Annotated in this window: 16 protein-coding genes; 8 read left to right on the top strand and 8 right to left on the bottom strand. The window is 43.9% G+C overall.

The annotated features are described in order from the left end of the window. From M662_RS03920 to M662_RS03935, 4 genes are all read left to right on the top strand, one after another. Positions 1 to 1,278, top strand: coding sequence for an exo-beta-N-acetylmuramidase NamZ family protein (locus M662_RS03920; protein WP_026578651.1), 1,278 nt, complete (start codon positions 1 to 3; stop codon positions 1,276 to 1,278). 139 nt (positions 1,279 to 1,417) lie between these two features. Beyond that, positions 1,418 to 3,055, top strand: coding sequence for an SLC13 family permease (locus tag M662_RS03925; protein ID WP_026578650.1), 1,638 nt, complete (start codon positions 1,418 to 1,420; stop codon positions 3,053 to 3,055). Positions 3,056 to 3,071: 16 nt separating this feature from the next. Further along, on the top strand, positions 3,072 to 4,277 hold the full coding sequence (locus tag M662_RS03930) for an MFS transporter (RefSeq protein WP_026578649.1): 1,206 nt from the start codon (positions 3,072 to 3,074) through the stop codon (positions 4,275 to 4,277). A 31-nt stretch (positions 4,278 to 4,308) separates the two neighbouring features. Next, positions 4,309 to 4,632 carry a CHY zinc finger protein gene (locus tag M662_RS03935; protein WP_008636710.1) on the top strand — a complete coding sequence of 108 codons (324 nt, stop codon included), beginning with the start codon at positions 4,309 to 4,311 and terminating at the stop codon, positions 4,630 to 4,632. A 22-nt stretch (positions 4,633 to 4,654) separates the two neighbouring features. On the opposite strand, the gene M662_RS03940 is transcribed toward M662_RS03935, so the two are convergent. The 3 genes from M662_RS03940 to M662_RS03950 all read right to left on the bottom strand — a co-directional run bounded on the left by M662_RS03940 (position 4,655) and on the right by M662_RS03950 (position 5,822). After that, positions 4,655 to 5,185 carry a YceI family protein gene (locus M662_RS03940; protein WP_008636706.1) on the bottom strand — a complete coding sequence of 177 codons (531 nt, stop codon included), beginning with the start codon at positions 5,183 to 5,185 and terminating at the stop codon, positions 4,655 to 4,657. Between the two features lie 150 nt (positions 5,186 to 5,335). Further along, entirely contained in the window at positions 5,336 to 5,638 is a 303-nt protein-coding gene (locus M662_RS03945) for a MerR family transcriptional regulator (RefSeq protein ID WP_008636705.1), read from the bottom strand. A 28-nt stretch (positions 5,639 to 5,666) separates the two neighbouring features. Continuing rightward, positions 5,667 to 5,822 (bottom strand): Fur-regulated basic protein FbpA, encoded by a 156-nt coding sequence (locus tag M662_RS03950; protein ID WP_008636704.1) that lies wholly within the window; start codon positions 5,820 to 5,822, stop codon positions 5,667 to 5,669. 333 nt (positions 5,823 to 6,155) lie between these two features. Between M662_RS03950 and M662_RS03955 the strand changes: the two genes are divergently transcribed. The 3 genes from M662_RS03955 to M662_RS03965 all read left to right on the top strand — a co-directional run bounded on the left by M662_RS03955 (position 6,156) and on the right by M662_RS03965 (position 9,595). Continuing rightward, positions 6,156 to 7,220 (top strand): AI-2E family transporter, encoded by a 1,065-nt coding sequence (locus tag M662_RS03955; RefSeq protein WP_026578648.1) that lies wholly within the window; start codon positions 6,156 to 6,158, stop codon positions 7,218 to 7,220. Positions 7,221 to 7,395: 175 nt separating this feature from the next. Continuing rightward, the gene (locus tag M662_RS03960) at positions 7,396 to 8,784 is read left to right on the top strand and encodes a YjiH family protein (RefSeq protein ID WP_026578647.1); all 1,389 of its coding nucleotides are present in this window, start codon (positions 7,396 to 7,398) and stop codon (positions 8,782 to 8,784) included. A 376-nt stretch (positions 8,785 to 9,160) separates the two neighbouring features. Continuing rightward, positions 9,161 to 9,595: a GNAT family N-acetyltransferase gene (locus M662_RS03965; protein WP_008636701.1), complete on the top strand. Its 435-nt coding sequence runs from the start codon at positions 9,161 to 9,163 to the stop codon at positions 9,593 to 9,595. A gap of 45 nt (positions 9,596 to 9,640) precedes the next feature. Here the strand turns inward: M662_RS03965 and M662_RS03970 are convergent, their stop codons facing one another. The 4 genes from M662_RS03970 to M662_RS03985 form a co-directional block, all read right to left on the bottom strand. Beyond that, positions 9,641 to 10,459 (bottom strand): STAS domain-containing protein, encoded by an 819-nt coding sequence (locus tag M662_RS03970; protein ID WP_008636700.1) that lies wholly within the window; start codon positions 10,457 to 10,459, stop codon positions 9,641 to 9,643. 109 nt (positions 10,460 to 10,568) lie between these two features. Then, positions 10,569 to 11,309, bottom strand: coding sequence for a spore coat protein (locus M662_RS03975; protein WP_081694944.1), 741 nt, complete (start codon positions 11,307 to 11,309; stop codon positions 10,569 to 10,571). Between the two features lie 106 nt (positions 11,310 to 11,415). Beyond that, the gene (locus tag M662_RS03980; RefSeq protein WP_008636694.1) at positions 11,416 to 11,871 is read right to left on the bottom strand and encodes a hypothetical protein; all 456 of its coding nucleotides are present in this window, start codon (positions 11,869 to 11,871) and stop codon (positions 11,416 to 11,418) included. Positions 11,872 to 12,083: 212 nt separating this feature from the next. Continuing rightward, entirely contained in the window at positions 12,084 to 12,929 is an 846-nt protein-coding gene (locus M662_RS03985; protein WP_008636693.1) for a DUF1206 domain-containing protein, read from the bottom strand. 127 nt (positions 12,930 to 13,056) lie between these two features. Here M662_RS03985 and M662_RS03990 point away from each other — a divergent pair, with 127 nt between their 5' ends. After that, complete coding sequence (locus M662_RS03990) at positions 13,057 to 13,287, top strand: excisionase family DNA-binding protein (RefSeq protein ID WP_008636692.1); 231 nt, start codon at positions 13,057 to 13,059, stop codon at positions 13,285 to 13,287. A gap of 103 nt (positions 13,288 to 13,390) precedes the next feature. On the opposite strand, the gene M662_RS03995 is transcribed toward M662_RS03990, so the two are convergent. After that, complete coding sequence (locus M662_RS03995) at positions 13,391 to 13,771, bottom strand: RidA family protein (protein WP_026578646.1); 381 nt, start codon at positions 13,769 to 13,771, stop codon at positions 13,391 to 13,393. Between the last annotated feature and the right edge of the window lie 161 nt (positions 13,772 to 13,932).

The following is a 13,932-nucleotide window of genomic DNA, read 5'->3' on the forward strand; positions in this document are numbered from 1 at the left end:
ATGCGGAAGTGGTTTATACTAGTGGTCGTTCTGCTAACAACCTGGTCCACCTTTTCAGTCGTTTTCGCTGATCATCAAGGAAACCGTGGTAAACACAAGGGACATCATAAGAAGCAGGAGGAATTCAAACTTGGTGTAGAAGTGCTGCTCGATGATAAGAAAGAACTTTTGGAAGGAAAGCGCATTGGGTTAATCACGAATCCGACAGGAGTAGATCAGGATTTGAACAGTGTCGTCGATCTTTTCTACGAAGATGAAGATTTAGAGTTGACGGCTCTTTATGGTCCCGAACATGGAGTGCGGGGAAGCGCTCAGGCAGGCGAGTATGTGGAATTTTACGAAGATGAGAAGACTGGTCTGCCTGTGTACAGCTTATACGGTAAAACGAAAAAACCGACTCCGGATATGCTTGAAAATATTGATGTCCTCGTATTCGACATCCAGGACGTAGGAACGCGTTTCTATACGTACATCTACACGATGGCTTATGCGATGGAAGCAGCACAAGAAAACGACATTCCATTCTTCGTCCTGGACCGGCCGAACCCGATCGGTGGAGACCAGGTGGAGGGTCCGGTCCTTGATACAGACTACCAGTCTTTCGTAGGAAATTATCCAATCCCACTGAGGCATGGCATGACGGCAGGAGAATTGGCGAAGCTGTTTAACAAAGAATTCGATATCGGTGCAGATTTGACCGTCGTGAAAATGGAAGGGTGGAAGCGGGGAATGGATTATGATGATACAGACATGCCGTTCGTTGCGCCTTCGCCGAACATGCCGACGGTAGATACGGCTTACGTATATTCTGGGGCTGCATTGATTGAAGGGACAAATGTATCGGAAGGAAGAGGAACTACGAAGCCGTTCGAGTTGATCGGAGCCCCCTTCATAGACAGCGAACAATTGGCGGAAGCAATGAACGAGAAGAACCTTCCTGGTGTCAGGTTCCGGGCGGCTTCATTTACCCCGTCTTTTTCTAAGCATGCCGGGAAATTATCCCACGGCGTCCAACTTCACATACTGGACCGTGATGAGTTCCAGCCTGTTAACACAGGTCTGCACTTAGTGAAAACTATCCATGATATGTACCCTGATGATTTCGAATTTCGTGCCGAAGATGCAAATGGTATCTCGTTCTTTGATCTACTAATAGGGAACGGATGGGTAAGGGAATCAATTAATGAGGGGCATTCCGTAGAACAGATGGAGAAACGTTGGAAGGATGACCTCAAAAAGTTTAATAAGACGAGAAAACATTTTCTTCTGTATAAGTAAGAGTAATCCACATTCCTCCCGAAGGAATGTGGATTTATTTTAAGGAAGGGTTATAGAGTGATTTTATGACAATTTTATGGATTTTATGATAAAATTTGTAAATATTCTTACACTTACCACATGGGGAAGGATTGATTGTATGAGAGCGACCGTTGCTATCAAAAATAGTTGGCAAAAGCTTTGGGTGATGCATGAGGAAGCGAAGGCACTGATGCAGTTTATGGTGTCCGGGAATCATACTTCAGCTTACACCAAGGAAAATGGAGAACAAGAAGGGAAAACAGGGCCTTCCATGCAGCCGAGACAAAAGATCGGCTTGATTCTTGGACCCATGCTTTTTCTTCTTGCCTTGCTGTTTGTGGATGCGGAAGGTTTGTCAAGAGAGGCTGTAGCGATTCTTGCGAGTACACTATGGATTGCTACATGGTGGATTACAGAGGCAATTCCCATTCCAGCCACCTCGTTGCTTCCTCTCGTATTGTTTCCTGTTACCGGCGGGTTGGAAAGTGGAATGACCGCATCTTCTTACGGAGATGACACCATCTTTCTGTTTATGGGGGGCTTTTTAATTGCCCTTACTATGCAGAAATGGAACTTACATAAACGGATGGCCCTGTTTATCATAGCTTCCGTCGGCACGAGCACCGAACAAATTGTACTCGGGTTTATGGTTGCTACCGGTGTGCTGTCCATGTGGATTTCCAACACAGCGACGGCAATGATGATGGTGCCGATTGGTATGGCCGTTATATACCAAGCAGCGGAGCAGTTGAAGAAGAAGGGAGAAACGGTCGATCACGATTCTTTCCCTTTCGGTAAGGCAGTGATGCTCGGAATTGCGTATAGTGCGTCGATCGGAGGACTTGCGACACTAATCGGTACACCGCCGAATACGATCTTCAAGGCGGTTGTAGAACAGACCTATGCCATCGAGATATCTTTCGCAGGTTGGATGACGTTCGGGGTACCATTATCTTTGCTGTTGTTAGCGATTGCGTGGGTGTATTTAGTCAAGGTCGCTTATCCCATGAAAATGAAGGAGCTGCCTGGAGGGAGGAAGGTGATCAGAGAAGAACGCAGGTCGCTTGGTGTTATGTCTTTTGAAGAAAAAACGGTGCTGTTGGTTTTTACCGTGACAGCTGCAGCCTGGATATCCCGCTCCTTTCTTCTGGTACGGATTAATGAAAATATCAATGATACGATGATCGCTATGATTGCTGCAGTCATCCTGTTCATCCTTCCCTCTAAAAAACGTAAAGGAGAACATCTACTGGATTGGGATACAGCAAAAGGACTGCCATGGGGGATCTTGCTGTTATTCGGTGCCGGGCTGGCCATTGCTTCAGGATTTCAGGAAACCGGACTGGCAGAATGGATAGGTAATCAATTAACTGTACTCCAAGGGGTGCATCTGCTCTTGATTATCGTTATCGTAACGGGGATGGTTATATTCCTTACAGAAATAACATCCAATACAGCCACGGCAACTATGATGTTTCCGATTATGGCCTCCCTTGCGAGTGCTCTTTCTGTACACCCTTACAGTTTGATGATCGCTGCAGGGATTGCTGCAAGTTGTGCGTTCATGCTCCCGGTTGCGACTCCGCCGAACGCCGTCGTTTTCGGGTCTGGTTATTTGCGTATCCCGGATATGGCGAAAGCGGGGTTGTGGTTGAATATCCTTGCAGTCATCCTGGTTACTCTTGCCATCTATTTCTATCTTCCGTTCGTCTGGGGGATCGATTTGAACGAATTTCCAAGTCAATTCCAATCCTAGAAAAGAGTGATTTGAAATGGGAGTGGCGATAGAAACGACTCACCCCTATACACCGCGTGAGTCTGGATTTTGGCGGATTACAGCCGCATTAATGATTGCATCTTTATCGACCTTTTCTACATTGTATGTCTTTCAGCCACTGCTCCCGTTGCTTTCGGATAGTTATGATCGTTCTGCTACAGTATCAAGCTTCGTCATGTCCTCCTGTGTGCTCGCTATGGTTGTCGGATTGTTCGTTTTAGGCTTTCTTTCTGATCGCTATGGCAGGGTGGCAGTTATGAAGCTTTCCCTGTTCGTTACCGTGATTACACTGGGTTTGATTCCTCTTGTGGATAGTTTCGAATGGATTGTAGCTCTCCGTGTTATCCAGGGATTTTTCCTTGCAGGGATTCCTGCTGCGGCGATGGGGTATTTAGGGGAAGAAACATCACCAAAACATATAGGTCTTGCTATGACGCTGTATATTTCGAGTAACGCACTCGGAGGAATGGGCGGAAGAGTGGGAGCGGGATATCTTGCAGGGGTTTTTGATTTACGGTTGACGATTTGGGTGTTTGCATTCTTCGGAGTCCTTGCTGCTTTTCTGTTCCTTGTACTCATACCGAACGAGCGTTTCTTTGAAAAAACGGATCAGTCGATAGTCAAGGATCTTCAAGGGTTGTTTGTCCATTTGCGAAGCGGAAACATGCTTTTTCTATTCTTAATGGGCTTCCTGCTGCAGGCCGTTTTCACGGCAGTGTGGACATACCTTCCCTTTTACTTGCAAGGAGAGCCTTTTCGATGGACGCTGGAGGTCATTTCATTTACCTATTTTGCTTATTTATTCGGGATTATCGCACCGCCGCTGGCAGGGAGAATGTCTCTCTCCTTAGGGATGAAGCGGGTGATGTATTTAGCTGTCCTTGTAATGCTGGCAGGAGCAGGGGTGACCGCTGTACCGTCCGGTTCCATGATTGTATTTGGTCTCTGTCTGCTCTGTATGGGGTTCTTTGTCGCCCATGCAATGGCTTCGGCGCTTGTAAGTAAATCTGCCACGCATCATCGAAGTGGAGCATCCGGATTCTATTTGATCAGCTACTACGCCGGGGTCGCTGTGGGGAGCACGGCTGCCGGGGTTTTGTGGGAAGGTAGTGGATGGCTCGGAATATTAAGTATAGGCATAAGTTTTCTGGTACTGTTCTTCTGTATGTGGCTCTTTCGCCGCCGTGGTCTCAGCACGTGATACAATAGCGATGAGAAAGTGGGGATCAGTCATGGAGGAAGTGAAAGGGAAGCTTGTCGATACGAATACAAGGTGCGTACACTATCATAGTGAGACTGATATTATTGCGATTAAAATGCACTGCTGCCAAACGTACTATGCATGTATCTTCTGTCATGATGAATTAGAGGATCATGGGAAGTCACGCTGGCCGAGGAATCGCTGGGATGAGGCTGCTGTCCTCTGTGGAAACTGTGAGAGCGAGCTGTCCATACAGAATTATATGAAGGCTTCTGTTTGTCCGAACTGTAAGCATGCTTTTAATGCCGGCTGCCGGCTGCATTATCCGTATTATTTTGAAATGAATCAAGACTGAGCGCTGCTCAGTCTTGGTTTTTTTATTGTTCTACGACGAATTCAAAGTTCCCTTCGAATTTCACATCTCTGCCAAGCAGCATTCCGCCGGTTTCTATTGCGGCATTGTAAGTCAAGCCGTAGCTTTCTCGGTTCACTTTTCCGGTGACATCAAAGCCTGCGATCGTGCTCCCGTCCATAGGACTCTTCGATGTGCCGTTGTATTCGACTGTGAATGTCTCTTTATTAGTTGTCTCTTTAATCGTGAAGTCTCCGGTTACTTCGAATTCTCCTTCCGAGACTTCTTTGATGGAAGTACTCTTGAATGTCATTTCCGGATATTGATCTGCCTCGAAGAAGTCTCCGGACCGGAGGTGTCCATCTCTTTGCTCGTTCTTCGTGTTAATGGATTTAACGGGAATTGTTACGGCGATGCTGGCAGATGAGAGATCATTCAGGTCTCCGGAAAATTGAACATTAAATTCCTCGAATTCTCCTTTAGCCTTGGATACCATCATATGTTTAATTTGGAAATTCAAACTGCTGTGCACAGGATCTAATACTAATTTAGTCATGGAAACACTCTCCTTAAAGAATATTTTGAATTCTAACTATTATCTTATTCTCTATTTATTTCGAAGTCAAGATATTTTGATTTACACGGTTACTGTTAAGAAAGGTAAAAAAAGCCCACAGACCTAGGGGTGTCTGTGGGTTGCCTGAACCTATTTGTTAAGCTTGAAATGTGCGTTTAATTGACCACGCAGCATTCGTTCCATTACTTTTTCCTTGCTTGATTCCAGCAAATCCTGTTTTATTTCATAGGTTTGCACCCCTTCTTCTCGTTTGTCTGCTATCTGGAGCAGCATTTCCACGTCCGCAAAGGAATATTTCCTTGTTCCTCTCTTAGTCCGTTCCGGATATATTAATCCTCGCTCCTCATAGTACCGTATTTGTCGAAGCGATAATCCTGTCAGTTCATTAACGGTTCCGATTGATATGACCTTTTTATGCTTGTAGGACGACATCCCTTCTCCTCCTTGGTGATTGGCGAAGCTATGGACGGTGGATTCTGGCTGCGAGGGTTTCCAGTTCTGTCAGTGTAAGTGAATGGAGAACCTCGTCCGAAGCATGGAACTGTCCGGCTTCGATCAGCTTTTGGATATAATGTTCCCGCATAGTTTCAACAGCTGTCCTTAAATGATTCTTCATGAAGGTTCACTCCCGATCCTTTGATTTTCGTGAAAATGGGGGATCTACCTACAGGACGGCACTAATCATTCATTTCCTGTTCTGGTTGTTGTTAACAGAATAAATCATTTTTAATTTTCTGTCACCTGTTATGTTAGAAAATCTAACATAAAATTTATGCCATGTTAGAATTTCTTACGCGTGCGGCTGGGGCCTCCCTAATTTCTATTCTGGAGGAGTGGGGATATATTAATGAAGAAAGGGGGAATAAGCGCACATCTTTTCAGGTGTATTTTTGGCGGTTTATTCTTATCTGAATTAGTGAATGAATGGGATAGAGAGGAGATGTTTTTTATGTGGTGGAAGCAGCCTTATTACAAATACATAACGGCAGGGATCCTGCTGCTCATTTTTTATTTCTTTCTTGAGAAGCTGCAATTATTAGAACCATTTAAAACTATTTTTCAAACGCTATTCTATCCCATGTTGATCGCGGGGTTTTTGTTTTATGTGCTGAGGCCGGCTGTTGACCTTTTGGAACGGGTGCCCTTCCTTCCGCGTCCCGCTGCTATCCTTCTGCTTTTTGCCTGCATAGGAGGAATAGTCTACACCGGTTTTAAATTCCTGGCAGAGACGATTAAACAACAGGTAACCGACCTTTCCAGCCTTCCGTCTAAAGTGAAGGATACGGCCGAACATGCCGGCAGGAAGATAGAGGAGAATGATATGGGTATGGTATCCATGAATTCTATCACCCAGAAGGTGACGAATTATTTCGGTGGAATGACCGAGCAGATCGGCGAGCATCTCACTACCGTGTTCTCCACTATTGCGGGGGCTGCCACCGTCATGATCATCGTTCCTTTCGTGCTTTTTTTCCTATTGAAAGACGGGGAGAGGCTGGTGCCGTTTTTGTCTCGGGCCTTCCGTCCGGAGCATAAGCCGCGAGGAGAAAAGCTGTTGAAAGATTTGGATTACACGATATCATCTTATATACTCGGGCAGGTGACTATAGCCGCGGTAGACGGGGTGTTGACGTATATTGGGTATCTGCTGATCGGCCTCGATTATGCGCTCGTTCTGGGTGTTTTTCTGGCATTCACTTGTGTCATCCCGTTTGTAGGGCCTGTCATCGGTTCCATTCCTGCAGTCGTGGTCGCATTAATGCAGGAACCCCAGCTTGCCATCTATGTTATAGTGACCATCGTTGTTGTCCAGCAGTTAGAGAGTAATCTTGTGGCACCTTATGTTTTTGGGGAACGGTTGAACATTCATCCGTTGACCGTCATCCTTCTTCTTGTCGTGGCAGCTCCTTTGTATGGAATTGTCGGTATGATTATCGCCGTGCCCACCTACTCTGTAATTAAAGTGTTAATAAAGCACGGATATAGTTTTTATAAGATGTATCATCCTTCCTAGTTCAATAGAAACCGAGTATTCCTTATGAAGGAGTACTCGGTTTTTTTGTCTTTTCGTAAAATAAGAAGAAAAAAGAAGAATCTTCTAATCTACTGTTGAATCTTTATGCAATGGAATGTATAGTTATTTAATATTGATACTATATATATGTGATTGAACATAGAGGAGGACCAGTATGGCTATTGAAAATACAAAATCTACAGAAACCCTGCAACAGACTAATTCTTACACGACTAAACAATGGTTAAAGTTCCTCATTCCTTCTTTTATAGGTGTTCTTTTGTTCATGGTACCTATTTCTATTGGTGGAAAAGTAACCATTGGTCTCGGGATCATGGCGGATGCTCTACAGGGAGCCTTTTCCGAACAAATTCCTTTGTTTATGACAGTCATTATCTGTCTATCTGCTGCAGGCAGCATTCTGGTGAAACTGCTTCCTGAAGAGGGGATTCGTTCTGGAAATGTCGTTGCCCATTTATTTGATGTCGGTCCTTTCTGGGCGTCTATGCGGGTTCTTGGAGCGGTATTCGCAGTCTTGACGTTGACAAGTGCAGGACCATCTATTATTTCTTCGGAACTTACCGGAGGGGTCGTGCTTTTCGACCTTGTACCGGTGTTGATGGTCTGGTTTCTTTTTGCCAGTCTGTTTATGCCCCTGCTGTTGGAATTCGGTTTAATGGATTTGATCGGTACAGTTGTCCGGAAAGCGATGTACGGCTTATTTAAGCTTCCGGGACGTTCATCTGTGGATGCCATTGCCTCCTGGATGGGTAGTGCGCCGGTCGGGGTGTTATTGACGACCCAGCAATATGAGAAAGGGTATTATACAAAGCGCGAAGCTAGTGTAGTCGCGACTAATTTCTCGATTGCCTCCATTGCTTTCAGCCTTGTCATCGCAAAGTTCCTTTCCATTGACCATATGTTCGTACCTTTCTATTTTACAGTCGTCGTCTGTGGTTTGGTAGCGGCTGTCATCTGCCCAAGAATTCCTCCACTGTCTAAAAAGAAAGACACGTATTATGAGCCTGCTGGTAAACAGATCAGTGAAGATGTTCCAGAAGGTGTTTCGTCGTTCCGATGGGGACTGGAGAAAGCGGTAGAGAAGGCGGATGAAGTGAAGAGCGCTGGTCAAGTCGTGAAAAAGGGTGTCTATAACGTTGTCGATATTTGGTTTGGATTAATCCCCCTTGTTATGGCGCTTGGAACCGTTGCGTTAGTGGTGGCTGAGTTTACACCGGTCTTTACTATTCTTTCTTATCCATTCGTACCAATTCTTAACTGGCTGCAGATTCCAGAAGCCTACGCAGCAGCTCCTGCCATGATTGTCGGTTTTGCGGACATGTTCCTTCCATCTGTCATTGGGAGTGGAATCGAATCAGAACTGACTCGATTCGTCATTGGTGTTATGAGTCTGACGCAGTTGATCTATATGTCGGAGATAGGTATTCTGTTGATTAAATCCAAAATTCCTATACATTTCTTTGAGCTGTTTGTGATATTTTTACAGCGTACGATCATTACACTTCCGATAGCAGCTTTGTTGGCGCACATCTTATTCTTTTAAGCTAACAAAATACAGAAAAGCGCAGCTGTGCTCAGCTGCGCTTTTCTTATTTATTTATATATAGGGGAGGTCATTACATCCATAGCTTTCGATTTTCACCTATATCTTTAGGGGGTAATTGGTAGTTTTATATCCGTGCCTGTTTTGCAGGAAAGGGAACTTTTCTTTTGTTACATTTCCATTTTATTACTTATCTATGTTTACCAAGTTCAGAAGGAGAGTATATAGGTAGTAAATGATGAGCTTATTGAGAAGTATATAAAGGAGAGTTCGAGCTAGCGAAAGGATGCATCATAATTAATGAGGTGAAAGATCATTGGAAGTGAAAATTGTAGAAGTGGAGAGAAGGCATCTTAGGTCTTTACATAGGTGGGAGATGGATGAGGAGTTACAGCAAAAGACTGGGGTGGATGTCCCGAGAACCTATCAGCAGTTTCTGCAGTCATATGATTTGTACTTTAAGGGAGAAAAGCCTGATTTACTCCTTAAAGCCATCGAATGCGACGGAGAAATTATCGGTAAGGTAGAATTGTATCGCGCTAAAGACCGCGATTATATTGGTATCGTCCTCGGTGATCGGCAGCGGAGCGGGATAGGTACAAAAGCTTTGCAGCAATTTATTGAAATCATCCATTACCGATATGGTATTTCTAACATATTTGCAGAAGTATTCGAAGATAACGACCAAAGTCTGCGGTTCTTTCAGAAAAATGGCTTTGAGTTCATCGGTGAGGAGGTAGTGGAATGGTTCCGCGGGAAACCACGAACATTGATAACATTGAAGAAAAACGTAGAAGAAGCTTTCCGGTAATCTCCTAGACGGAAAGCTTCTTGCTCGTCTTTTCGATACACTGCCTCAAGCGTCATTAATGGTAACAAGCGCTTGTTTTAAGTCGTTAAACGTTTCTAGGTCTTTGAAATTCATGCCTGATTGTATCGCAGCAATGGCCATTTCTGTGCGAATGCCGGTGAGCACTGTTCTAGTTCCCAGTAATTTAATCGTCTTCGTCAAATTAAATAAATCGTTGATAAAGACGTCATCGAACGTAGCTATCCCTGAAAAATCGATAAAAAGAAGACGGAGGCTGTGCTCTTTTACTTTGTTCAACGTATGTTCCTTCACGATGTCGAATCGCTCCGGAGAGAATTCGCCCACAAGAGGAAGGACGGCCTGAAATTCATCGATGAGAACGACGGGAGTGGAAATTTCATTTAAATGGTTTTCCATTTCCGTATGTTCTTTTTCTTTCGTCCAATTATAATTCGCGGTCGTCGCACGAATTGCTGCATCAAATGCTGCGACGATTTCCTCTGTTACGAGAAAGCCTTCATCTACTTTTGCTTCATAAATAAATTCTGATTTCCTCATATGTCTGATCAAGGCTAAGCGGAAAACACTTAACACATCCACGGTTTGTTTTAGCAGGATACCTTGAGAATATAAATAGTTCTCCATATCATAACCGATTTCGGCAGCATTCGTTTCGTCTGGGTGCTGTAATAGACTTTTCGCAACGCGATCGAGTAGCAGGCGGAGCATTTCGAAGTGGTAATTCAATTCTGATTCTGTATATTTGATCTGCAGCTCGTCCAATGTTTTTGGTAACAGTTCATTTACTAATGTGGTCTGATTGTCCGCTAAGTATTGAGCAAAACGCTGATTCAGTGCCGTCATAATAGACTCCTTTCTAAAACCTCTTTTTCTTGTACCCTATTTTATACCAATATAACTTATTTGTATAATATTCATAGAAGATACGAAAAGCCCCTGCTTTTAGCAGGAGCTATTCATTGACTGCCGTTCCTAAGACGGCGGCATACTGATTGTCGAAGAAGGGGGAGAAGTGGTTGTCTTTCCAACTTAAAGGTGTCTGCATGAGACCGAGTCCATCTGCATTGTATTGCCCGATGATTCGCTGCAGAGCATATAATTCATAAATTCCATCTCCGTTGAAATCAATAGGATAGAGCTGGTTAAGTCCGGAAACAGATCCTGTAAGCGGTTGTTTCAATGCGCCGTCTTCATTATAAATGTCCGCTAAATATTGTTTGTCCCTATTGCTGAGGTCGATCATAAAGGATAAGTGGAGCGTGTTATTGATGACTTCAACCAAATAGTTATCCTTATAGGTAACGCTGTAGTCAAATGTTTGATCAAACACTTCATAATCGAAGAGAAGCCGGGGGTGATTGGCTAGGAAGGAATAGATATAAAAATACCCAAATCCTCCACTCCCTCCAGAGTCCATACTTACCAGGATGTCATCTGTACCGCTTCCTGTGAAATCTCCGAGGAAAAGACGCGGATTATAGCCTGTATTGGTCTTTAAAGGGATTGAGTGAAACTTGTTGTTTCTGCCATCCTGAATGACGAGTGTAATGTTCGTAATATAGGGGCTGTCGGGTGTTTCCTGCCCGACAAGATAAACTTGGTCTTCGAGGGAGTCCCCGTTAACCTCTCCTTGAGCATAAGAATAGATGGAAGAAGTATAGTGGTTCTGTCGGTGATATACGTATGGGTGCATGAGCATCAAACCTTCCGAAGGCACTTTCCATACCATATGCAATCATTGATTGGTATGATCATAAAAAATGTAAAAATAAAAAACCCCGGATTGGCCGGGGTTTCCATTATAATCGGTGAAATCCTTCTTGTTCCAAGAAGTTGGCTGCCTCTTTATAGGTATTGAAAGCCCCTTCCAACTGTTCATCCGCATACACGTGATACCCATCTTCTTCCCGCATCAATACAAGGGATTGGTCGTAGTCATTCAACCATTCCTCCATAACCGGGTTCTTCTCAGCAGGAGAGAGGGAGAGAGAGTCAATGGAACGGCGGATAAGAGAACGGAGTTCATCCGCACTTATATCACGTATGTTTACCATCCCTTTGTTATCAGCAGGATAGTCTTCTATTTCTCCTGCATAGATGAAGCCGTTCCCGTTTGGATGAAGGCGGTAAACGACTATTTGTTTTTCGTATAAGCTTTCCTCGTAGTGGAAATTGATTCGACCGAGTGAGATCTCCCGTTTCGACAATTCCGGAAATTCTTCAATGATTTCAAGTTTCTCTTCAAATGTAAGCATGGCTGCCTCCTGGTGTTTATACTTGTCTTCAGTATAGCACATAGCTTCTGATGCAAAAACGATTGCATTTGTGAGGGCAGAATGCTATAGTAATGAAGCGATGAGCTGTTTGTGTAAGACGAAGTACATGCTTCCGAGGAAGCTAAACGACGATGTGGCGTCGGTATATTCGCAACAAAAGTCGAAGAGCCTTCCCCTAGGGAAGGCTCTTTTTATTTTCTGCCGAAGTTCATCCGCATATATCTGCCTCTCACAATCTGGTACACACCATAAAGGATTAAACCTACCGCTATGATGCCGAGAATCCACCTACCATATGGCTGCTGGGATAATTCCGATAAAGCGCCATCCAAGCCTTTCGCTTCGTCCGGATCCGAAGTAAGTGCCGTTTGAATAAAGAAGAAACCTATAATTCCGAGTACAATACCTCTGGCGGCAAGGCCGTATTTTCCTGCTGTTTTTGCCGTGTTTACCTCTTTCTTTTCCATATCTTTCGTCCATAATTTTTTCATGAATTTACCGGTTATGCCACCAAAGAATTCATATAATCCATACCCGATGATGATAACTCCAACTGCTCCGATGATCCATTCACCAAGTGGCTGCGACATAATTTGGGCGGAAATAGTCTTTTTAGAATCACCGCCTCCGGAACCTGCATGCATCGCTATTTGGATTGCTTGATAAGCCAGAGAACCATAAACGACACCACTTACAACATAGCCGGTTCTCATAATCAGTCCTTTCGGATCTAATCCGTTGTTCTGTGGATCGAAGAACGCTTCTACTAAAACCCAGCAAATGTAGCCTATCAGTCCGATGCCGATCATCCAAAGCAGCCATTCCCCAAACTTCACCCCGGCCAAAGACTGGAACATACCGCTTGTCCCGGTCGTTTTACCCCCTATGCCGAGTACCGCCATAAACGTCAATATCCCTACAAGGAAGTACACAATTCCCTTTGCCATGTAGCCGATTCGTCCGATTCTGCGGATCCACGGCTTTACATCTTCCTTCGTTTTTCTGACGTGGCGATTGTCTTTTAATGACGTATCCATTCCATCACGGTCCTTTCTTGATACTTGTATACTTCGGTTATTTTCCCTATGGATAAATAAAGGAAACCGCATAGATAAAAGAATCCGCCAATGGTATGATTATAAATAAGAAGAAGGTGAATAAATGATGTATATGACGATTGAAGAAACGGCAGAGTACCTTGATCTGCCTGCTGACTATATAACGCATCTCGTCCATCACCATAAGATAAAAACCGTCCATGACGGGACGCAGTTTCTCATTAATAAACATCAATTCAACAATCACTTGGAACAAATGGAAAAATACAGAGATATGATCCAGGCGTATTTGAACGAACCCATTCCTGAAGATCCTGACATCAAAGACGAAGATTAAAAAAAGCAGAGCATATGCTCTGCTTTTCGAATTACACATAAAGCTATTTTTTAATGTAATGGGACAAAAAAACTTCTCTTACTTCGAATATTGTGAGTAAATGCTAAGATTTTACAGCTATCGCTTCGATTTCGACTTTTGCACCTTTTGGAAGCTTGCTGACTTCCACAGCTGCCCTCGCGGGATAAGGCTCTTCTAGGAAGCCGGCATATACTTCATTTACAGTGGTGAAATCATCCATGGAATCCAGGAAGATATTCATTTTCACGACATTGCGGAAGCTTAGTCCGGCTTCTGTCAATATAGCCTCGATGTTTTTCATTACTTGTGCCGTCTGTTCTTTCACCTCGTCCGAAACGAACTCCATCGTTTTTGGATCAAGAGGAATCTGTCCAGAAATGAAAACCAAATTTCCGAGATCGGCAGCCTGGGAGTATGGCCCGATGGCACTTGGTGCGTTTTCAGTCGAAATTGCTTTAAACATGAAACATTCCTCCATATGTATGTTTTCATATATCCTAACATGAAGTCAGAAATAACAGAACGTTTTTTTATTTCCCGGGCAATTCTCGACACTGTTCATAAACGGAAATTCATTGAATAGTAAAAGTTTGCTTAAAATAATGTTTAGATAGGAAATAAAAG

Origin of the sequence: Bacillus sp. SB49, from assembly GCF_000469135.2 — a bacterium.
In the GTDB taxonomy this organism is placed as follows: Bacteria; Bacillota; Bacilli; order Bacillales; family Halobacillaceae; genus Halobacillus.

Coding starts and splice junctions, on each gene's coding strand:
- M662_RS03975 (WP_081694944.1), bottom strand. CDS start 11,309: ATGCACCCATACGTATATCACCGACAGAACCACTATACTTCTTCCATC.
- M662_RS03960 (WP_026578647.1), top strand. CDS start 7,396: ATGGCTATTGAAAATACAAAATCTACAGAAACCCTGCAACAGACTAAT.
- M662_RS03980 (WP_008636694.1), bottom strand. CDS start 11,871: ATGCTTACATTTGAAGAGAAACTTGAAATCATTGAAGAATTTCCGGAA.
- M662_RS03995 (WP_026578646.1), bottom strand. CDS start 13,771: ATGTTTAAAGCAATTTCGACTGAAAACGCACCAAGTGCCATCGGGCCA.
- M662_RS03990 (WP_008636692.1), top strand. CDS start 13,057: ATGTATATGACGATTGAAGAAACGGCAGAGTACCTTGATCTGCCTGCT.
- M662_RS03930 (WP_026578649.1), top strand. CDS start 3,072: ATGGGAGTGGCGATAGAAACGACTCACCCCTATACACCGCGTGAGTCT.
- M662_RS03940 (WP_008636706.1), bottom strand. CDS start 5,185: ATGACTAAATTAGTATTAGATCCTGTGCACAGCAGTTTGAATTTCCAA.
- M662_RS03925 (WP_026578650.1), top strand. CDS start 1,418: ATGAGAGCGACCGTTGCTATCAAAAATAGTTGGCAAAAGCTTTGGGTG.
- M662_RS03950 (WP_008636704.1), bottom strand. CDS start 5,822: ATGAAGAATCATTTAAGGACAGCTGTTGAAACTATGCGGGAACATTAT.
- M662_RS03985 (WP_008636693.1), bottom strand. CDS start 12,929: ATGGATACGTCATTAAAAGACAATCGCCACGTCAGAAAAACGAAGGAA.
- M662_RS03935 (WP_008636710.1), top strand. CDS start 4,309: ATGGAGGAAGTGAAAGGGAAGCTTGTCGATACGAATACAAGGTGCGTA.
- M662_RS03970 (WP_008636700.1), bottom strand. CDS start 10,459: ATGACGGCACTGAATCAGCGTTTTGCTCAATACTTAGCGGACAATCAG.
- M662_RS03920 (WP_026578651.1), top strand. CDS start 1: ATGCGGAAGTGGTTTATACTAGTGGTCGTTCTGCTAACAACCTGGTCC.
- M662_RS03955 (WP_026578648.1), top strand. CDS start 6,156: ATGTGGTGGAAGCAGCCTTATTACAAATACATAACGGCAGGGATCCTG.
- M662_RS03965 (WP_008636701.1), top strand. CDS start 9,161: ATGGATGAGGAGTTACAGCAAAAGACTGGGGTGGATGTCCCGAGAACC.
- M662_RS03945 (WP_008636705.1), bottom strand. CDS start 5,638: ATGTCGTCCTACAAGCATAAAAAGGTCATATCAATCGGAACCGTTAAT.